The 18,736-nt window shown below is 56.3% G+C and carries 19 protein-coding genes; 10 read left to right on the forward strand and 9 right to left on the reverse strand.

Annotated elements, in window-relative coordinates; translation table 11 throughout:
* Positions 1 to 89 precede the first annotated feature (89 nt).
* The 3 genes from folP to folK are packed head-to-tail and all read left to right on the forward strand — an operon-like array spanning position 90 to position 1,751.
* The gene (folP, locus tag IB237_RS06630) at positions 90 to 881 is read left to right on the forward strand and encodes a dihydropteroate synthase (protein ID WP_192487900.1); all 792 of its coding nucleotides are present in this window, start codon (positions 90 to 92) and stop codon (positions 879 to 881) included.
* Positions 878 to 1,243 carry a dihydroneopterin aldolase gene (folB, locus tag IB237_RS06635; RefSeq protein WP_192487757.1) on the forward strand — a complete coding sequence of 122 codons (366 nt, stop codon included), beginning with the start codon at positions 878 to 880 and terminating at the stop codon, positions 1,241 to 1,243. The genes folP and folB overlap by 4 nt, the downstream gene beginning before the upstream one ends.
* Positions 1,236 to 1,751, forward strand: a complete 516-nt coding sequence (gene folK / locus IB237_RS06640; RefSeq protein ID WP_192487758.1) for a 2-amino-4-hydroxy-6-hydroxymethyldihydropteridine diphosphokinase — start codon at positions 1,236 to 1,238, stop codon at positions 1,749 to 1,751. Before folB ends, folK begins: the two co-directional genes overlap by 8 nt.
* 24 nt (positions 1,752 to 1,775) lie before the next feature.
* Here folK and IB237_RS06645 read toward each other — a convergent pair whose 3' ends face one another.
* The 4 genes from IB237_RS06645 to IB237_RS06660 form a co-directional block, all read right to left on the reverse strand.
* Complete coding sequence (locus IB237_RS06645) at positions 1,776 to 2,330, reverse strand: hypothetical protein (RefSeq protein ID WP_192487759.1); 555 nt, start codon at positions 2,328 to 2,330, stop codon at positions 1,776 to 1,778.
* Positions 2,331 to 2,497: 167 nt separating this feature from the next.
* The gene (locus tag IB237_RS06650) at positions 2,498 to 3,559 is read right to left on the reverse strand and encodes a YcjF family protein (protein WP_192487760.1); all 1,062 of its coding nucleotides are present in this window, start codon (positions 3,557 to 3,559) and stop codon (positions 2,498 to 2,500) included.
* Complete coding sequence (locus tag IB237_RS06655; protein WP_192487761.1) at positions 3,556 to 5,019, reverse strand: YcjX family protein; 1,464 nt, start codon at positions 5,017 to 5,019, stop codon at positions 3,556 to 3,558. Before IB237_RS06655 ends, IB237_RS06650 begins: the two co-directional genes overlap by 4 nt.
* Positions 5,020 to 5,130: 111 nt before the next feature.
* Entirely contained in the window at positions 5,131 to 5,655 is a 525-nt protein-coding gene (locus tag IB237_RS06660) for a histidine phosphatase family protein (protein WP_246787659.1), read from the reverse strand.
* A gap of 245 nt (positions 5,656 to 5,900) precedes the next feature.
* On the opposite strand from IB237_RS06660, the gene dksA reads away from it, so the two are divergent.
* Positions 5,901 to 6,320: an RNA polymerase-binding protein DksA gene (dksA, locus tag IB237_RS06665; RefSeq protein WP_192487762.1), complete on the forward strand. Its 420-nt coding sequence runs from the start codon at positions 5,901 to 5,903 to the stop codon at positions 6,318 to 6,320.
* A gap of 100 nt (positions 6,321 to 6,420) precedes the next feature.
* Here the strand turns inward: dksA and IB237_RS06670 are convergent, their stop codons facing one another.
* Complete coding sequence (locus IB237_RS06670) at positions 6,421 to 7,761, reverse strand: flagellar biosynthetic protein FliO (protein WP_371815244.1); 1,341 nt, start codon at positions 7,759 to 7,761, stop codon at positions 6,421 to 6,423.
* 323 nt (positions 7,762 to 8,084) lie between these two features.
* Here IB237_RS06670 and cckA point away from each other — a divergent pair, with 323 nt between their 5' ends.
* The 6 genes from cckA (at position 8,085) to IB237_RS06700 (ending at position 15,757) form a co-directional block, all read left to right on the forward strand.
* Complete coding sequence (cckA, locus tag IB237_RS06675; RefSeq protein WP_192487763.1) at positions 8,085 to 10,691, forward strand: cell cycle histidine kinase CckA; 2,607 nt, start codon at positions 8,085 to 8,087, stop codon at positions 10,689 to 10,691.
* Positions 10,692 to 10,760: 69 nt separating this feature from the next.
* Positions 10,761 to 11,480 carry a helix-turn-helix domain-containing protein gene (locus IB237_RS06680; protein WP_192487764.1) on the forward strand — a complete coding sequence of 240 codons (720 nt, stop codon included), beginning with the start codon at positions 10,761 to 10,763 and terminating at the stop codon, positions 11,478 to 11,480.
* Positions 11,481 to 11,657: 177 nt separating this feature from the next.
* On the forward strand, positions 11,658 to 12,014 hold the full coding sequence (gene clpS, locus IB237_RS06685) for an ATP-dependent Clp protease adapter ClpS (protein WP_192487765.1): 357 nt from the start codon (positions 11,658 to 11,660) through the stop codon (positions 12,012 to 12,014).
* Positions 12,015 to 12,024: 10 nt separating this feature from the next.
* On the forward strand, positions 12,025 to 14,526 hold the full coding sequence (gene clpA, locus IB237_RS06690; protein WP_192487766.1) for an ATP-dependent Clp protease ATP-binding subunit ClpA: 2,502 nt from the start codon (positions 12,025 to 12,027) through the stop codon (positions 14,524 to 14,526).
* Between the two features lie 134 nt (positions 14,527 to 14,660).
* Positions 14,661 to 15,416, forward strand: coding sequence for an AzlC family ABC transporter permease (locus IB237_RS06695; RefSeq protein WP_246787661.1), 756 nt, complete (start codon positions 14,661 to 14,663; stop codon positions 15,414 to 15,416).
* Positions 15,416 to 15,757, forward strand: a complete 342-nt coding sequence (locus IB237_RS06700; protein WP_192487904.1) for an AzlD domain-containing protein — start codon at positions 15,416 to 15,418, stop codon at positions 15,755 to 15,757. Before IB237_RS06695 ends, IB237_RS06700 begins: the two co-directional genes overlap by 1 nt.
* 90 nt (positions 15,758 to 15,847) lie before the next feature.
* On the opposite strand, the gene IB237_RS06705 is transcribed toward IB237_RS06700, so the two are convergent.
* From IB237_RS06705 to IB237_RS06720, 4 genes are read right to left on the reverse strand one after another with little or no spacing between them, the layout of a single operon-like run.
* Positions 15,848 to 16,270, reverse strand: a complete 423-nt coding sequence (locus IB237_RS06705; RefSeq protein ID WP_192487767.1) for an HIT family protein — start codon at positions 16,268 to 16,270, stop codon at positions 15,848 to 15,850.
* 53 nt (positions 16,271 to 16,323) lie between these two features.
* A complete protein-coding gene (locus IB237_RS06710) occupies positions 16,324 to 17,508 on the reverse strand; it encodes a GNAT family N-acetyltransferase (RefSeq protein WP_192487768.1) in 1,185 nt (394 codons plus the stop codon).
* The gene (locus IB237_RS06715) at positions 17,505 to 18,260 is read right to left on the reverse strand and encodes a glycerophosphodiester phosphodiesterase (protein ID WP_192487769.1); all 756 of its coding nucleotides are present in this window, start codon (positions 18,258 to 18,260) and stop codon (positions 17,505 to 17,507) included. Before IB237_RS06715 ends, IB237_RS06710 begins: the two co-directional genes overlap by 4 nt.
* Complete coding sequence (locus IB237_RS06720) at positions 18,257 to 18,727, reverse strand: RidA family protein (RefSeq protein ID WP_192487770.1); 471 nt, start codon at positions 18,725 to 18,727, stop codon at positions 18,257 to 18,259. Before IB237_RS06720 ends, IB237_RS06715 begins: the two co-directional genes overlap by 4 nt.
* Positions 18,728 to 18,736 lie beyond the last annotated feature (9 nt).

Raw genomic sequence — 18,736 nt, forward strand, 5'->3', positions numbered from 1 at the left:
AGGTCCTGACTGTGGTGATAACAGCCAACAACAAGGTGTGGCAAGCCGCTCATGGCCGAAGCCTGAAACTGGATAGGCGTGGCCGTATTATGGCCATCGTCAATGCTACGCCGGATTCCTTCTCCGATGGTGGCCAATTCAACACAGTGGATGCCGCCTTCAGTCATGCCATGATTTGCCTGTCGCAAGGCGCCGACATCATCGATATCGGTGGCGAATCCACCCGTCCGGATGCCAGTGTCGTTGGCGCTGCAGAAGAGCAGGACAGGGTGTTGCCACTGATTGAAAAGCTGGCACAAGAAACCGATGCACTGCTGTCCATCGATACCTACCGGGCTGAAACGGCTCGCCTTGCCGTTGCGGCCGGTGCCCATATCATCAATGATGTCTGGGGGTTGCAGAAGGATCCTGATATGGCCTCAGTGGTCGCGGAGACCGGCGCCGGTGTCTGCATCATGCACACAGGACGTGAGCGCCAGAAGCTGGCTGACGTGATTGATGACCAGATTCATTTTCTGAAACAATCGCTACAATCCGCTGAAAAGGCAGGCATAAACCGCGATGCCATCGTGCTGGACCCCGGTTTTGGTTTTGCCAAGAACACCGAGGAGAATATGGCGCTGATGGCAAGGTTTGGTGAGTTGCAGGCGCTTGGCCTGCCGATTCTGGCCGGCACATCGCGCAAACGTTTTATTGGCGCTGTCACCGGGCGGGAGGTCGCCAGCGACCGCGACGCCGGTACCGCCGCCACCACCGCCTTGCTGCGCATGGCAGGTGCGGTGGTGTTTCGCGTTCACAATGTTGCCGTCAACCGTGACGCGCTGGCGATGGCAGATGCAATGCTTGCTGCGCGCAAGGTCCAATCAGGAGAAGAAGAATGAGCCGCTACACAATCCTTTTGAAAAATTGCTCCTTCTTTGCGCGCCATGGTGTGCTTGATCAGGAAGAGGCGCTGGGTCAGCGGTTCTTCGTCGATGCGGAAATGGAGGTCGAGGCTGGCGATGCGCTGGAGACCGACAATATCGACAACACCGTCGATTATGGCGTGGCCTTTGCCGTCATCGAAAAGATCGTCATTGGCAAGCGCCGTTATCTCATCGAGGCGCTGGCCAATGATATCGCGTCTGCGCTACGCCAGCGTTACCCGCAGATCGTGCGCGTCAACATCACGGTGCGCAAACCGTCAGCGCCGGTTCCCGGCATTCTCGACTATGCGCAGGTCAGTGTAGAACAACATGCCTGACATGGAATGGACCATTGCAGCCCTTGGGCTAGGCGGCAATCTCGGTGACCCGCAAGCCAGTATGGCACAGGCGCTGAAACTGATTGACGAGGACGCCGATTGTGGCGTGCTGGCCGTGTCGAAACTTTATCGCACACCGCCATGGGGCAAAACCGATCAGGCCGATTTTTACAATTGTTGTGCGCTAGTCAAAACACGCTTGCAGCCGCTGGCGCTTCTTGATCGTTGCCTTGAGATAGAGCGCGGCATGAAACGTGTGCGTATTGAGCGCTGGGGCCCGCGCACCATCGATATCGATGTGTTGGCCTATGGTGATGTGACACTGCAATCGGAGCGGATTGAAATTCCGCATCCACGCATGACCGAGCGCGCCTTCGTTATGGTGCCGCTTGCCGATATTGCCGCTGATATGGTGATAAAGGGCAGGGCCGTGTCGCAGTGGCTGTCCGGTCTCAGTGCTGAGGGCATTGTCGAGGCAAATAAAAACCCGCTCTGGTGGCGGGTTTAAAGGGGGCGTCAGAATTGGTTCGGCTTATTTCTTGATAGAGCCGACAGCAATCTGGTCAATGTCGCGTGCCAGTGTCAGGCCGATAACCGGAACCATCTGGTCTGCTACCTTCACCGAAATGGTGATGTTCATGGAATTGCCGTTCTGTACGCGGGCAACCATGGCCCCGTTCAGCTTTGAGCGGTTGATGCCAACCACAACCTTGTCGCCGGAAACCTGACCGGACACGATGTCCAGACCCTTGCCTTCAGCGCCGTCAAGGAACTTGCCGGTGTAACCATTGCCGCTGCGGGTAATGGTGGCCGACATAGGCTGCTTGAACACGCCAACGCGGCAGGTGCCACCCAGCTTGATGCCGGTTTCCTTGCCGTCAGCAGGTTCGCCCACCAGATCACAGGTAAACTTGGTGCCCTTGTATTTGCCGGCAACAATCTCGCCCGGCCCCTTCCAGGAGCCGGCGACCGACGAGAAGAAAACGTCATCAGCAGAGGCTGCATTGGCAGCGCTCGGCGTCATTGAAAATGCAAGCGGCACAACAGCGGCAAATCCGCACACGACCGAAAAGAAGCGCGAATACATGATACTTTCCTTGGCGAAAATGCCTCGATTTGATGGGGCTAATGTATTGCGGGAATGGTTAATGTTTGGTTTATTTCGAGTGAGGAATTGACAGGTTGGTAAGTTTTGAAGCGCCTTTTCGCGGCTTCAACCCTGTGTAAGCAGGGGTGGAATTTACACCTTTTGCCTCAGGCCTGACCCTTCAGGTCAGGCCGCAAATCCGAGATGAAATCGCTGATGCCGGGCCGTTTCAAGGCGCGGAATGGCAGCGGGCGGCACAGATCCATGGCGGCAATACCGATGCGCGCCGTCATCAGCCCGTTGATCATCCCTTCACCGAGGCGGGCCGAGAGTTTGGAGGCCAGTCCATGGCCCAGAACCTGTTGTGCCAGCCCGTCGCCGACCGCAATTGAACCGGTGACAGCCAGATGTGCAATGACATCCCGCAGCAGGCGCATCATGCCAATTGATCCCGGGCGCCCGCCATAAAGTTCGGCCATGGAACGGACAAGCCGCACCACTTCAAACAACACATAGGCCAGGTCGACAATGGCGCGTGGGCTGACGGCGGTAACGATCGACACGCGTTTGGAGGCGTTGAGAATAAGCGCACGCGCCTGCCGATCGATGGGTGTCAGCAATTCGCGCTCGGCAAAATCCAGCAGATGCGGACCGTCGATAATATCGTCCTGCGTTGCCTTCAATGCCGCGCGGCCTTTGGCAGTTTCGGCGCGGTGCGACAGGATGTTTTCGAGCTTGGCAACAACGGCTTTCGCAGCGGTTGCCTTTCGCTCCAGCGCGGCCTGTTCAGCCTCGACCTTGAGCGATTGCACGGCGTTAAGCCGCCATATGCCAGCCACCTCGCGGGCCACGATCACCAGCAGCGCCAGAACGGCTATCGCCACGGCGGTTATGGCAGTGTAGCCCAGCCAGTCGGCGCGGGTGAACAGATCACGGATCAACTGGTCGGCCCACAGACCAAGCGCCAGCGACAACAGGAAACCGAATGCGCCAACTGCCAGCTTGCCGAAAGAAAACCGGTGTGGGCGCGGTTCGGCAACCGGCGGCGCAAGGCCCGCATCCACGCCACCCAGAAACGGATCATCCTCGTCAGGCGTTATGGCAACTTCGCCGGCAAAGGCCTGCGGCAGACGGCGCACTGGTGGCGGCTGTTGTTTTTCTGTGTCGAGAGAAAATGCCTCGGGGCGTCTTTTGCCTGGTGTCGGGCCATCATTGTTGGAATTGGTCATGCGAGCCTGTCTCCGAAAAGGAACTGCATGGCACGGTCAAGCCGGATATGGGGAACCGAGAGCTTGATGCCACCGCCAGTTTCTTCGATTTGCGGCGGCCGGAACCGCACAAAATTGATGTCGGGCATGCCGTCGCTATTATCAGCGGCAAATAGCGGTTCGGGATTTTCCGGCAGGTCGCCGGGAAAGATTGCCGTGGCGCGGTTGCCGTCGAATATTTCGCCATTGATGCTTTCACCTGATATCGGCGTGCCGACGATCACCGGCAGGGTGTGGCCATCCTGCTTGACCGTTGCCTCACGCGTTGCGCGCACCGACGCCAGCGCCATTACGTCAATGCCGGCACCGCTCATGCCAATGCGGGTAATGGCGCGGTCCACCAGTCGGCGCGTCAGGCTTTCCAGCCGGTCATGGCTTTCATGGTGCAGATGGTCGGCCTTGGTGGCAGCCACCAGAACCTTGTCGATGCGCCGCCCCAGAAGCGACGACAGCAGCGTATTAGTGCCGGGACGGAAGCAGGCCAGCACGTCGCCCAGCGCCCGCTCCAGGTCGTGCAACGCCTCCTGACCGCGATTGACGGCCTGCAGCGCATCGATCAGCACGATCTGGCGGTCAAGGCGGGCGAAGTGTTCACGGAAGAACGGTTTCACCACGATATTTTTATAGGCGTCGTAGCGCCGCTCCATCATGGCGCGCAGTGAGCCCTTGGGGGCTTTTTCATCTGTCAGGCCCGGCAGCGGCGCAAAAGTCAGGGCAGGTGATCCCTCAAGATCACCCGGCATCAGGAAACGGCCCGGCGGCAGGGTGGACAGCGACCGCTCATCGGATTTGCAGGCGCGCAGATAGCCGCTGAAATGTTCTGCCAGTTTCTTGGCTGTCATTTCATCGGCCGGTGCATTGACGTCGAGAGTGGCGGCATACTCCAGCCAGTCACGGGCCAGCTCTGCCCGCACGCCGGTTCCGGCCAATTCGACAGTCTCATTGCTGAAAGTGTTGTAGTCGCGCTCCAAAAGCGGCAGGTCCAGCAGCCATTCGCCGGGATAGTCGATGATGTCGATCGACAGCTGGCCGGGCGACAACCAGCGACCCCAGCCGCTGGCGCTCTGGTACTCGATGGTAATGCGCAGCTCGGAAATGGCGCGGGTCGAATCAGGCCAGCTTCGGTCGCGCACCAGCGCCTGAATGTGGTCTTCATACTGAAAGCGCGGAATGGCGTCGTCAGGCTGTGGTTCCAGCCGGATGGAGGACACACGGCCCGATCGCACCGGTTCAAACAACGGCAGGCGGCCGCCATTCAGCAGATTATGCACCAGCGAGGAGATAAAAACCGTCTTGCCGGCACGCGAAAGACCGGTCACGCCGAGCCGCAATGTGGGATGCGTCAAGGAACTTGCCCGGTCATAAAGATTGTCAAATGCGATCAGCGCGCCGTCTGTTATCGATGAAAGCGATGGGGGCAAGAGCAATTATCCCATTAAAATTAGAAATTTCTCCACGAATATAAGAAGGATTGGTGCTTAAAAAAGTGGCTGGAAAACAGAAATATACCGGGCCGACGGCGGCCGCGGCTTTTATGGCGCAATAAAATCTACAACTTTCCACTTCAGCGGCGATGCCTCGTCGCTGGCATCACAACTGAGCACAGCAAGGCCGGCGGTGGGGAAACCTGACGGTAAATGGCTGTGGAAATCATCTTCGCCAACCAGTGATTCCAAGAGGTCGGCAATAGTTGGATTATGGCCAATCAACATCACCGATTGACTTTCGCTTTGTGAGGAAATCAGGTCGAGATACGTTTGTTCGCTGGCATTATACATTTCATCGATGAAGGTAATCTCCGGCTCACCTGGCAGCGAACGGCGGATCGCATCGCTTGTCTGGCGGCAGCGTACAGCCGTTGAACACAGGATGACCTGCGGGCGATAACCCTTGTCAGCTGCCTTGTCCGCAACGATTTCCGCTTCCGCATAACCTCTGTCATCAAGCGTTCTGTCGAAATCTCCCTGACCCGGATTTGCCATGCCAGAATGGGCGTGACGAAGCAGATAGACACGGTTGAGGGAAGTAGAGTGCAGCGCCATCTGTTGAGATTCCATTCTGTAAAATTCCGGTTTTTGAAGAATAGACTGCTTTGCCTCAAGTGTCCTCAAGGAATACGCGAATGCAATCAATGTTTTGATGCTGGCTATTCACGGATTGTAAAAGGGATTAAAAAATGGACATTTAGCTGATTTTTGTGACAACTTTAAAAATGCCTTAAAACCTCTCAGAAGGCTTGAATCTCCATAGGTCCTTGGAGTATACACCGCCGCATAAGAGATGTTCTTCGAGGAGAATCGCGTTGAGTGAGAAGATCGATCTTAGTGACTATGTGCTCTCTGAGAATGATGAGTTCATGAATGCCAATCAGCGCGCGTACTTTCGTGCGAAACTGATTGGTTGGAAAAATGACATCCTTCGCGAAGCAAAAGAGACCCTTGGTCATCTCGCGGAAGAAAGTGCAAACCATCCTGACATTGCTGATCGCGCCTCTTCGGAAACAGACCGCGCCATCGAACTGAGAGCAAGAGACAGGCAGCGCAAGCTTATTTCCAAAATCGATGCTGCCTTGCAGCGTATTGACGAGGGAACCTACGGTTACTGTGAAGAAACCGGTGAGCCTATTGGCTTGAAACGGCTTGATGCCCGCCCAATCGCAACGCTTTCCATCGAAGCTCAGGAACGCCATGAACGTCGCGAGAAAGTTTATCGCGACGAGTGATCTCAAACGGTGAAAGCCGGATGAGTTTCAACTGACCAAAAAAAAGGCGCGTTTTACGCGCCTTTTTTCATGTCTGCTGGTGGCCGATTGTGGCCCGTTATTACCGATCGCGTGTCACGGACATTTCGCCGAAGATGCGCGCCATTTCCTTCTGGATTTCGTTTTCGGTCGAGGCGCCGGAAATGGGCGGGGCAGAGGGGTCACGACGCGGCTGCTGCTGTGTGCTGGCAACCTGCGCAAAACCTTGCTCGGCAGGAGCGCTCTTGGCGATTTCCGCTTCCAGGAACTTTTCAAAGTCGCTGCTCAGAGCCTCGTTCGACAGAGTTGGCTCAGGGGCGGGTGCGACCGGCTTGATTGGCGGTTCAACGGTTTCGCGGTTTGGCAGAACCCGATTGCGCGCCGATTCCAGGATGTCGCCGGCATTGATCTCATCCAGCGTATAGGGCGACGTCTGAAGGATCGGTGGAGGCTCGACTGCTGTTGTCACAGCTGCTGGTTTGATGGGGGGCACAACATCGGGTGGCGTTGCAACGGCGGCAGCCACGGGGGCTGCGGCAACCACCACTGGCGGTCTGTCGATGACCGACGGTGCAATAGGGCCAGCAACCGGTGGAGCAGCCGGAGATGGCGCAGCTTGGGTGGCAGGCTGAGTAATTGGCGACTGGACTGCAGATACGGGCGGCGCGCTGGCAGGCGCAACAACGGGTGGCTCCTGGCGGAATGGGCGTGGCGCCTCGGACGCAGGTTCAACCGATGGTGCCGGTCTTGCGACGGATGGTTCCCTGGTCACGGATGGCGTTGCTACTGTCGGAGCAACAGCAGGGGCGGCTGGCGTGATGATCGGCGGCACTACAGGTGGTGGTGTGATGACAGGCGCAGGCGCTGAAGCCGGTGCAGAGGAAACGACCGGTGGCGGCGTGATCACGGGTGCCGGAGCCGGAGTAGGCGCAGGCGGCACGACCGGTGCGGACACAGGGGCAGGGGTCACGATTGGCGCGGCCTTGACCGGCTGCTCATGGGTCACTTCACGGGTCTGCGAAATCGTGCGCGGGGTCTCGCGCTTTTCAACCTGCTCCTGCCGCTCATCATCATAAGGTGAGCTGGACAGCAGGTTGTCACGCTGATCGACCGGCGTCAGAACCGGAATGGCGCCAATGCCGCTTTCAATGACGATATCGGTCGGGCCGCCAATCATCACAAGATGTTCGACATTGTCCCGGCGCACCAGAACCAGCCTGCGGCGCGCATCGACAGCTGCCGCATCCAGCACCTGCAAGCGCGGCTGGCGATTTCTGCCGCCACGAATGAAGGGGGAAGAGCCGCCGCGCCGCTTTATCAGCCACAGGACGATAGCAAGACCGATTAATGCAACGCCAACACCGACGACAGCAATAATGAGATTGTTTCCGTACGAGCCGAGGGCCTCGTTCACCATATCCATGATAGTTGCGTCTTTCTAAAATTCGAAAGCGGACAAATCCTTATAAACGGATGTTACATTATCCGCTAAGTTGCTCAAAAAGACGATTTTTTTAAGTCGCTGACAAGATTTTATCGCTGTTGTCCCGGATTATATCTCACCTGCGGAGCAAATCATTCCGTATACACGCACTAATCTGTGGTGATTTCCTTCAATTTCTTGATGGTTTGATGGTGGTTATGTCGCAGCATAGCTTTTGGCTGGCTGGTTAACTTGCTACAAGGGCAAGAGGTGGGCGATTCCGTGTGTTTCACGGAAATGAGCTGCAAGAATACGAGGTTGAGATGACACGGGTGGGCCAGGCCAGCGAAAATGACGACCTGCCATTGATGGACAGGCAAGCCCGTTCAGGAACGGTTGTACGAATACTTTTCCTTGCGGTCATTCTGGTGGCCGCTGCAGTGGCTTTCGTCTATTTCAAAGATTCTCTCGAAAACGAGATCGTGCTCGGCATTCTTGGCGTGCTCGCCATGGTCGGCATATTTTTTCTGGTGTCGTCGATCATCGGTTTTATCGAGGTCATGCCGCAGTCGCGCTCCGACGTGTTGGCGAGACGCTTTCTGGCAAGCCATCCCGATGGGATTATCGTCACCGACCCCAAGGGCCGCATCGTTTATGCCAACAGCGCCTATTGCCAGATGACCGGCGCGGTCAAGGCCATGGATATCCAGAGCCTTGAGACGCTGCTGTCGCGCAATCGCGAATCGACCGAAGCACTGTACCGGCTGATCAACAAACTGCGCGAAGGTCAGAGCGGCCACGAAGAATTCCGGCTGCTGAAATCGATCGGTGATGGCACGACGTCATCCGGCCCGCATTGGTACCGCCTGAAAGCCCGTCTGTTGATCGAAGCCAGTGGCGATGCGTTGCACGTGTTCCAGATCATTGACATCACCGCCGAGCGTGAAGATCAGGAGAGATTTTTCCGCGAGCTGCAAAATGCCATCGATTATCTCGACCATGCACCATCAGGTTTCTTCTCGGCCGGTAAAAAGGGTGAGATTATCTATTTGAACGCCACGCTGGCCGAATGGCTGGGTATCGACCTTGCCCAGTTTGCGCCGGGTTCAGTGACCGTGTCCGATATTGTGGCGGGCGAGGGCATGGCTTTGCTGCAATCGGTCAAGCCGTCGGCTGGCCAGTCACGCACCGAAACGGTTGATCTGGACATGCGCAAGGCCAATGGCCAGAGCGTGCCGGTTCGCCTCGTGCACAAGGTTGCCGCCGCCCGCGATGGTTCTATCGGCGAAAGCCGCACCATCGTGCTGATGCGCACCAATGTCGAAAGCGATGATCGTTCGGCCTCAGCCATGCGCTTCACCCGCTTTTTCAACAATACGCCAATGGCTATTGCCTCGCTGGACGGGCAGGGCCGCATTCTGCGCACCAATGCGCCGTTCCTCAAACTATTCTCGTCGGTGGTCAGTCGTGATGATGTTGACCGCGGCATTCCGTTTGAAAAGGTCATCCACGACAATGAAAAGGGTCATCTGGCGCATGCGCTGGAAGCAGCCCGTGACCGCCAGGGCGATATTGCACCCTTTGATTCCCGCCATCCGGGCGAAGAAGGCCGCCATTTCCGCTATTACGTGAATGCGGTTATCGACCAGAATGAGGAGGCGCCTGAAGAGGTCGCCATCGTTTATGCCATCGAGGTGACAGAGCAAAAAGCGCTCGAAACCCAGATGGCACAGACCCAGAAGATGAACGCAGTCGGCACGCTGGCCGGTGGCATTGCGCACGACTTCAACAATGTGCTGACCGCCATCCTGCTGTCGTCTGACCATCTTTTGTTGCAGGCGCGTCCAGCCGACGCCTCCTTTGCCGACCTGATGGAAATCAAGCGCAACGCCAACCGTGCAGCCGTGCTGGTGCGCCAGTTGCTGGCTTTCTCGCGCAAGCAGACCATGCGTCCAGCCGTGTTGAACATGACCGATGTCGTCGGTGACCTGCGCATGTTGGTCGACCGGCTGATTTCCGGCACCAATGTCAAGCTGGAGGTCGACTACGGCCGTGACCTGTGGTCGGTCAAAACTGACCTGTCGCAGTTCGAACAGGTGCTGATCAACCTGTGCGTCAATGCGCGTGATGCCATGCCAAGCGGCGGTACCATTCGCATCAAGACGCGCAATGTCAGCACTGAAGATGCTGCCGCGCTGAACCGGCCAGACATTCCAATCGAAGAACTGGTGATGATTGAAGTGTCCGATACCGGCACCGGTATTGCGCCTGAAATCATGGACAAGATTTTCGAGCCGTTCTTCACCACCAAGGATGTTGGCAAGGGTACCGGTCTTGGCCTGTCGATGGTTTATGGCATCGTCAAACAATCCGGTGGTTACATCTACCCCGAATCGGAAGTGGGCAAGGGCACGGCATTCCGCATCTTCCTGCCACGCCACATCGTCGAGGTTGTTGCCGTTGATCCTGACGTCGCCGCTGCCGCTGGCGATAAAAAGCTACTCGGCGCAGCACCAGCCGCAGCTGCCAAGAATGACGATGTCGACCTGACCGGCAAGTCTGCCGTCGTTCTTCTGGTGGAAGACGAAGAGGCAGTTCGCCGTGGTGGAAAGCGTATGCTGGAAACCCGTGGTTACACGGTGCACGAGGCCGGTTCCGGCATCGAGGCGCTGGATGTGATGGAAGAGCTGGAAGGCAAGGTTGATATCGTAGTTTCCGACGTTGTCATGCCGGAAATGGATGGCCCGTCGCTGCTGCGCGAACTGCGCAAGAACTATCCAGACATGAAGTTCATCTTTGTGTCCGGTTACGCAGAAGACGCCTTTGCCAAGAACCTGCCTGAGGATGCCAAGTTCGGCTTCCTTCCCAAACCGTTCTCCTTGAAACAGCTGGCCGTTGCGGTTCGTGAAATGCTTGATAATGAAGGGTGATCTCTCCCTTCTCTCTCTTGGCGTCCGGACAAGACCGGGCGCATTCACGGCGACAGGCCGCGTGATATCTTGACGATAGGCAGCACTGACTGGGCAGATATCGTACTGAGAACCAATCGGGTATCGTCAGTTGAACAGGCCGCGAAGGTGCTTTCCGACGTACAGTGGCTGTTTGGTTTCCGCGCCTATTATGTGTTCGACCGACCGAAGGCGAGCAGCTTGGGCTTTGAAGAACCGCACCAGTTTTCCAATTTGACGGATCTGTTTCTGTCACGGTTGAAGGCAAGCGTGCCTGACTTCGAAGACAAGATCTTCATTGATTCCCTGTCGCGGCTCATGCCTGTGCCGTGGTTTATTGAGGAATACAGCAAGCGCGCCATGTTGAGCGATGCGGCGGTTAAGCTGTTTACGGAATCACGGCTGACCATGGGCGTGAATTTTCCAGGCTTTGGGCTGTGGGACAAGATTCGCATCGTCGGTTTTGCTGGCTCTCGAAAAAGGCCGGAACGTGACGAGCTTGATCAACTTAATTTGTTGATGATCCAGATGCATGAACGCCTGTCTTTGGTGTTCAAGCCGCAGGACAACACTGAAACCACGATGACATCTCTGGAAAAGCAGGTGCTTCATGCCGTTTCGGAAGGAAATCGTGTGGCGCATGTGGCCGGAAATCTTGGTCTTTCCACACGCACAGTTCAATATCTGATGAATTCCATTTGCCGAAAGCTGGATGCTTCTTCGGTAGAACATGCTGTTGCCAGTGCCTTGCGGCAGGGGCTTATCTACTGAAATACTGAACTTTATGCCCTTTGCGATGGTGTTCGTAAAACTGCAAGTAAATTCATTTGATTTTACGGTTGCGTCAAAGGGGCTTAAAATCGCAATCTGAACACTTAAATAAGTGGGGAAGGGATTTGATTTCCGATATGATCTCCCCACCGGAATTGATTTGGAGAATGATGAAACATGATCGCTAAGACGATCTACATGCAGGGTGAAGGTGACAATGATGGTGAAGGCGGTACCAACCGCGGAACATCGGTTATCACCCGCACTAAGCCCAAAACCAAAAAACCAAATCTCTACCGGGTTTTGCTTTTGAACGACGACTATACGCCAATGGAATTCGTTATCCATATTCTGGAGCGCTTTTTCCAGAAAGACCGCGAAGCGGCAACGCGTATCATGTTGCACGTCCATCAGCATGGGGTCGGTGAATGTGGTGTCTTTACATATGAAGTCGCCGAGACGAAAGTAAGTCAGGTCATGGATTTCGCCCGACAGCATCAGCATCCGCTGCAATGCGTCATGGAAAAGAAATGAGGATCGCAACGTGCCAACTTTTTCCCCAAGTCTTGAGAAGGCGCTGCATCAGGCATTGACCTTTGCCAACGAGCGTCATCATGAATATGCAACTCTTGAACACCTGCTTCTGGCACTGATCGACGATGCAGATGCAGCAGCCGTTATGGGTGCGTGCAACGTCAATCTGGACGTTCTGCGCAAGACCGTCGGCGATTATATCGATAATGAACTGTCCAACCTCGTCACAGGTTATGATGAGGATTCCAAACCGACATCCGGTTTCCAGCGCGTCATCCAGCGTGCGGTCATTCACGTCCAGTCGTCTGGCCGGGAAGAGGTAACAGGCGCCAACGTGCTCGTTGCGATCTTTGCCGAGCGTGAAAGCCACGCCGCTTACTTCCTGCAGGAGCAGGAGATGACCCGTTACGACGCGGTCAACTACATCTCGCATGGTATCGGCAAACGTCCGGGTACGTCCCAGACCAGAACACCGCGTGGTTCCGAAGACGGCGAACCGGAAAACAAGGCTCCGCGCAGTGACGAGGATGCCGGCCCGAAAAAGCAGCAGGACGCCCTGAAGGCTTACTGCGTCAACCTCAATGAAAAGGCCAAGGTCGGCAAGATCGATCCGCTGATCGGCCGCCACGAAGAGGTCAACAGGACCATTCAGATCCTGTGCCGTCGCTCGAAGAACAACCCGCTTTATGTGGGTGATCCTGGTGTCGGTAAAACGGCGATTGCCGAAGGTCTGGCCAAGCGTATCGTGGAAGGCAAGGTGCCGGAAGCACTGCGCAACGACACGATCTTCTCGCTCGACATGGGCACGCTTCTGGCGGGCACACGTTACCGCGGTGACTTTGAGGAACGTTTGAAGCAGGTCGTCAAGGAACTCGAAGAGTTTCCTGGTGCGGTGCTGTTCATCGACGAAATCCACACGGTTATCGGTGCTGGTGCGACCTCCGGCGGCGCAATGGATGCTTCAAACCTGTTGAAGCCAGCCTTGTCCTCCGGTTCTATCCGCTGCATCGGTTCGACGACCTACAAGGAATATCGCCAGTTCTTCGAAAAGGACCGGGCATTGGTTCGTCGCTTCCAGAAGATCGACGTCAATGAGCCATCGATCGATGATGCCATCGAGATCATGAAGGGCCTCAAGCCATATTTCGAAGATTACCATCATCTTCGTTATACCAATGAAGCCATCAAGGCGGCGGTTGAGCTGTCGGCACGTTACATTTCCGATCGCAAGCTGCCGGATAAGGCAATTGACGTGATCGATGAAACCGGTGCCGCACAGATGTTGCTGCCAGCGTCGCGTCGTCGCAAGCTGATCACCGAAAAGGAGATCGAGGTTACGATTGCCACCATGGCCCGTATTCCGGCGAAAACCGTTTCCAAGGACGACGAGATGGTTCTCGCCAACCTTGAAAAGGAACTGCTGTCGGTCGTTTACGGTCAGGATACGGCGATTGAAGCTCTGTCCACAGCCATCAAGCTGGCCCGTGCAGGCTTGCGCGAACCCAACAAGCCGATCGGTTCCTATGTCTTCTCCGGCCCGACGGGCGTGGGCAAGACCGAGGTTGCCAAGCAGCTTGCTGCTTCGCTCGGTGTGGAGATGCTGCGCTTCGACATGTCGGAATATATGGAACGTCACACCGTTTCGCGGTTGCTTGGCGCACCTCCCGGCTATGTCGGTTTCGACCAGGGCGGTCTGTTGACCGATGGCGTCGATCAGCATCCGCATTGCGTCGTGCTGCTGGACGAAATCGAAAAGGCCCATCCGGATATCTACAACATCCTGTTGCAGGTTATGGACCACGGCTCGCTGACCGACCACAACGGCAAGAAGATCGACTTCCGCAACGTCATTCTGATCATGACGACCAATGCGGGTGCATCGGAAATGGCCAAGTCGGCAATCGGTTTCGGTTCGTCCAAGCGTTCGGGTGAGGATGAAGAGGCATTGAACCGCCTGTTCACACCGGAATTCCGCAACCGTCTGGATGCGATCATTCCGTTCTCGCCGCTGCCAACCACCGTTATCCACCGCGTGGTTCAGAAGTTCGTTATGCAGCTGGAAAGCCAGCTTTCCGAGCGTAACGTTACTTTCGACCTGCACGAAGATGCGATTGCCTGGCTTGCAGAGCGTGGTTACGACGAAAAGATGGGCGCACGTCCGCTCAGCCGCGTCATTCAGGAACATATCAAGAAGCCTCTGGCCAATGAGATCCTGTTCGGCAAGCTGAAAAAGGGCGGTGTCGTTACCGTGACCGTCGGCAAGAAGGAAGATGGCAAGGAAGGTCTTGTTCTGGAATCACATCCAGAAACTGCACCGGTCAAGCCAAAGCCGGAAGCCGAGTTGAAAGCTGCCAAGGCAGCCAAGACAAAGGTCAAGGCTGCCAGCAAAACGGCCAAGGCTGAGCAAGCGGAAGCCGAGGTTCTGGTCGTGGACGAGCCGGAAAAGGCAAAGTCTGAAACCAAGGCACCACGCAAGGCCAATACGGTGCCGAAGGTGCCAAAGAAGAAATAAGCGACAGCTTGTTATCAACGAAGTGCCGGGTAAAACCCGGCACTTTTTATATGTGCCCGGCACTGTTCACAAAACATTCGGGCCACCATTTTTTGACCTGCGCGCAGCAGGTTGTGATCCATGAAAGCGTGACAATGTCTGCGGAAGTAAATCAGGGTACGCATGCCCTGTGGTTTGCCAAGGGAATGAAGGGGATATTCTCGTTGCCCGCCATGATCCTCATGGCGTCCTTCATTGGCTTTAGCGCCTTTGCCCTGGAATCCGGTTTTACCCGTGAGCAGGCTGTGTTCATGACCTTCACCGTCTGGGCACTGCCAGCCAAGATGATCCTGATCGGTTCGATGCTCGGCGGTGCCAATCTGGCGGCATGTTTCCTGGCGGTGACATTGTCTTCCGTGCGCATGATGCCGATGGTCGCTTCCATCGTGCCGGACCTGAAAACCTCACGCACACCCACCTGGCTTTTGCTGTTTCTGTCGCATTTCGTGGCAATTACCGCCTGGGTGTTCACCACCCAGAACATCAATTCCGTGCCGCGTCCGTTTCGTGTGTCATGGTTTGCCGGTTTTGCCATCACGCTGACACTGGTCAATACGCTGATCGTGGCGGTGTCCTTCGGCATCGTTGCGTCCTTTCCGCCGCTGGTGGCGGGCGTGCTGTTTTTCATGACGCCGGTCTACTTCGTGGCCTCCATCTGGGCGTCGGCCACCCATTCGGTGGTCAAGGTCGCCTTTATCATCGGCCTGATCGCCGGCCCGCTCTTTGCGATGATCGAACCGGAATTCGACATCATCTACGCCGGACTGGGCGGCGGTACGCTGGCCTATTTCATTGACCGCCGGTGGTTTCGCCGCAAGATCCAGTCGCAACCCGGGGAGATCGAACCATGATCGCCCTGGAAGGCTGGTGGCCTTATCTGCTGATTGCCGTTGCCGGGTGGCTTGCCACCGATATCTGGCGCTGGCTTGGCGTGATTGCCGGCAACAGGCTGAAAGAGGGCTCTGAGGCGCTGTACTGGGTGAGGGCGGTTGCCACCGCTCTTGTCATGGCCGTGACGGCCAAGCTGATCGTGTTTCCAACCGGCACGCTGGAGCAAACGCCGATGTGGCTGCGCATTGGTGCTGCAAGCCTCGGTTTTGCAGCGTTCCTGCTTTTGGGGCAGCGCGTGCTGGTGGGGGTGGCAGTGTCGATCCTGCTGCTGACTGCAGGGCTGTTGTTCATCGGTTTCTGAATTTGATACCGCGCATGAAAAAGGCAGCTTACCCCGGGGGAAGCTGCCTTTTCGTTTTTCTGTCAGGTGCATTGATATGCGCCGAGATGATTACAGTGCGTCGCGCACCTTCTGTGCATTGGCAGCCAATACAGCGCCATCCTCCATCGTGCCGGAATGTGGCTTCAACGGCTCGCCTTCCTTGCGTGGCACGACGTGGAAATGCAGATGGAACACGGTCTGACCGGCCGCCGGCTCATTGAACTGCGCGACGTAAACGCCATCCGCATCAAAGGCCTCCTTTGCGGCATTGGCGAGCTTTTGCACGACAGGCAAGGTCTTTGCCAGAACGGCCGGGTCAGCATCGAACAAATTGCGCGAACCGGTCTTTGGTATCACCAGCAGGTGACCCGGTGCCTGTGGCATCACATCCATGAAGGCCAGCGTGTCGTCATCCTCGTAAACCTTGTGGCAGGGAATTTCGCCACGCAGGATTTTTGCAAAGATGTTGTTGTCGTCATAACCGGTGGTCATTGGAAGCTCTCCTCATGAAATAAAGGGCAATAGACGGCCTAGAGATTAAAGGTTCACTCCTGCCGTTCGCCTTTGCGGAATGGGCTGTGGTCGTCAAGATAGTCGCTGATCTGCTCCACTTCCTCGCGCTCTCGTTCGAGATAGGCGGAAATGGCGTTGCGCAGACCGGCATGGGCAATGAAATGCGCCGAGTGGGTGGTAACTGGCGTATAACCGCGCGCCAGCTTGTGTTCGCCCTGTGCACCGGCCTCAACCCGCTGCAGGCCGCGTGACAGCGCAAAATCGATGGCCTGATGGTAACAGACCTCAAAGTGCAGATAGGGGTGGTCTTCAATGCAGCCCCAATGACGGCCATACAGCGCATCGGAGCCGATGAAGTTGATGGCGCCAGCCACATAACGCCCGTCGCGTTTGGCCATGACAAGCAGGATGTCATCCGCCATGCGTTCACCAATCAGCGAGTAGAAGCTGCGGGTCAAATAGGGGCGTCCCCATTTGCGGCTGCCCGTATCCATGTAGAAGGTAAAGAACTGGTCCCAGATTTCCTCGGTCAGGTCGCTGCCGGTCAGCCAGTCGATGCTGATGCCGTTATCCAGTGCCGCCTTGCGTTCCTTCTTCAGGTCCTTGCGCTTGCGCGACGATAGCGCATCCAGAAAATCCGCATGGTCGCGGAACCCAGTATTGATGAAATGGAACTGCTGGTCGGTGCGATGCAGAAAACCTGCATCCGTCAGAGCCTGTGTGTCACCATCCGGTGTGAAGGTGACATGGGCGGAGGAAACGCCAATCTTTTCCGTGACCTGACGAAGACCCGAGGCCAGTACCGGCCGGAAGCGGGCAGCATCGACATCACCTGCCGTCAGCAGGCGCGGGCCGGTTGCCGGCGTGAACGGCACTGAACATTGCAGCTTGGGATAATAGTGGCCGCCAGCCCGCTCGAAAGCATCGGCCCAGCCATGGTCGAACACATATTCGCCCTTGCTGTGGTTCTTGAGATAAGCGGGGATGGCGCCAACGAGAACGCCGTCGCCGCGCTCCAGCAGCATATGGTGGCCAAGCCAGCCGGTTTCTGCGGTGGCTGATCCGGACTGTTCCATGGCCGATAGAAAGGCATGGGAGACGAACGGATTATAAGGTTCCATCCGCATTGTTTTCGACGCGCCGGAAAGCCTGTTCCAGTCTTCCGGGTCGATATCGCCAAAGGATTGTTCAATGCGGATGGAGTATTCTTCGCTCATGCGTTTGCCGACTGGCTCTCTCGTGGGTCAGAACCGCGAGGGTCAAATCCCTCGAATGTCATCTGGTCTGCATATTTATAGGTAATCGCACGGGCATTTTCATCCCTTACCGTCCAGGTAATTACCGGAATGCTCAATTTGCGCTGCGCTTCGATGAAGCTGTTGGGCAAATGACCGTAGTGATAGGAAATGAAATCGATACCGATCTGCATCGCCTCGTCATGACGGAAAAACTCTTCCGGCTTGTCACCTTCTGCTGTCAGGCCGATTGGCCATGGCGAACCGGCCCTTTTCAGGTCCTTCAGCAGGTGGTGGTCAAAGCTCATCAGCGCAACCGGGCCCTGATAACCCTCAAGGTCTTCCAGCACGGCTTCGGCAAAACCGTCATCCACGCCGTCACCTTCGCGGCCCTTCAGCTCGATGACCAGCGGCACCTTGCCGGCGCACAGCTTCAACAGCTGTTTCAGGGTTGGAATACGGTCCTTTGTCTGGCCGACCGACAGTAGCCCGAGCTCGGCGGAGGTCTTTTCGCGCACATCGCCCTTCATGCCGGTCAGGCGCTCCATGTCGTCATCATGGAAAACAACGGGAACACTGTCTGCTGCCAGTTGCACGTCGCACTCAATGGCAAAACCGGCCTCAATGGCACGGCTGAAGGCAGACAGCGTGTTTTCCCACACCTGATGGTTCATGTCATGATAGCCGCGATGGGCGACGGGCTGGGCTGTCAGAAAGGCAAGCTTTACGGTCATACGTCTATTTCCACGATTGCGTCGATCTCGACGGCAGCATTGAAGGGCAGGGAGGCAACGCCAACGGCGGCGCGGGCATGTTTACCCGCTTCACCGAAAACATGGCCAATGAGGTTGGAAGCCCCGTTGATGACAAGGTGCTGTTCTACAAATTCCGGAACCGAGGCCACGAACCCGGTCAGCTTGACCACGCGGCGTACTTTGGAAAGGTCTCCATCAAGGGCGGTTTTGACCTGTGCGATGATATTGACGGCGCACAGTTCTGCAGCGCGCTGGGCACCTGCCACGTCGACATCTCGGCCCACATGACCGGTCACCGCAATCTTGCCTGATTCCATGGGCAATTGCCCGGAGACATAAAGAAGATTGCCGCTGATGGTGAAAGGAACGTAGTTTGCCGCAGGTGCCGCAGCAACTGGCAGTGTATAACCAAGCTCTTTAAGGCGCCCTTCAATGACATCAGACATTTTTGACTC

It is taken from the genome of Agrobacterium sp. AGB01, assembly GCF_014851585.1.
In the GTDB taxonomy this organism is placed as follows: Bacteria; Pseudomonadota; Alphaproteobacteria; order Rhizobiales; family Rhizobiaceae; genus Agrobacterium.

What these genes read in the sequence shown, in the direction of transcription:
- folK (WP_192487758.1), top strand. Translation starts at nt 1,236, where the DNA reads ATGCCTGACATGGAATGGACCATTGCAGCCCTTGGGCTAGGCGGCAAT.
- IB237_RS06715 (WP_192487769.1), bottom strand. Translation starts at nt 18,260, where the DNA reads ATGACCGTAAAGCTTGCCTTTCTGACAGCCCAGCCCGTCGCCCATCGC.
- clpS (WP_192487765.1), top strand. Translation starts at nt 11,658, where the DNA reads ATGATCGCTAAGACGATCTACATGCAGGGTGAAGGTGACAATGATGGT.
- folP (WP_192487900.1), top strand. Translation starts at nt 90, where the DNA reads ATGGCCATCGTCAATGCTACGCCGGATTCCTTCTCCGATGGTGGCCAA.
- folB (WP_192487757.1), top strand. Translation starts at nt 878, where the DNA reads ATGAGCCGCTACACAATCCTTTTGAAAAATTGCTCCTTCTTTGCGCGC.
- IB237_RS06710 (WP_192487768.1), bottom strand. Translation starts at nt 17,508, where the DNA reads ATGAGCGAAGAATACTCCATCCGCATTGAACAATCCTTTGGCGATATC.
- IB237_RS06645 (WP_192487759.1), bottom strand. Translation starts at nt 2,330, where the DNA reads ATGTATTCGCGCTTCTTTTCGGTCGTGTGCGGATTTGCCGCTGTTGTG.
- IB237_RS06705 (WP_192487767.1), bottom strand. Translation starts at nt 16,270, where the DNA reads ATGACCACCGGTTATGACGACAACAACATCTTTGCAAAAATCCTGCGT.
- IB237_RS06650 (WP_192487760.1), bottom strand. Translation starts at nt 3,559, where the DNA reads ATGACCAATTCCAACAATGATGGCCCGACACCAGGCAAAAGACGCCCC.
- IB237_RS06670 (WP_371815244.1), bottom strand. Translation starts at nt 7,761, where the DNA reads ATGGATATGGTGAACGAGGCCCTCGGCTCGTACGGAAACAATCTCATT.
- IB237_RS06660 (WP_246787659.1), bottom strand. Translation starts at nt 5,655, where the DNA reads ATGGAATCTCAACAGATGGCGCTGCACTCTACTTCCCTCAACCGTGTC.
- cckA (WP_192487763.1), top strand. Translation starts at nt 8,085, where the DNA reads ATGACACGGGTGGGCCAGGCCAGCGAAAATGACGACCTGCCATTGATG.
- IB237_RS06695 (WP_246787661.1), top strand. Translation starts at nt 14,661, where the DNA reads ATGTCTGCGGAAGTAAATCAGGGTACGCATGCCCTGTGGTTTGCCAAG.
- IB237_RS06720 (WP_192487770.1), bottom strand. Translation starts at nt 18,727, where the DNA reads ATGTCTGATGTCATTGAAGGGCGCCTTAAAGAGCTTGGTTATACACTG.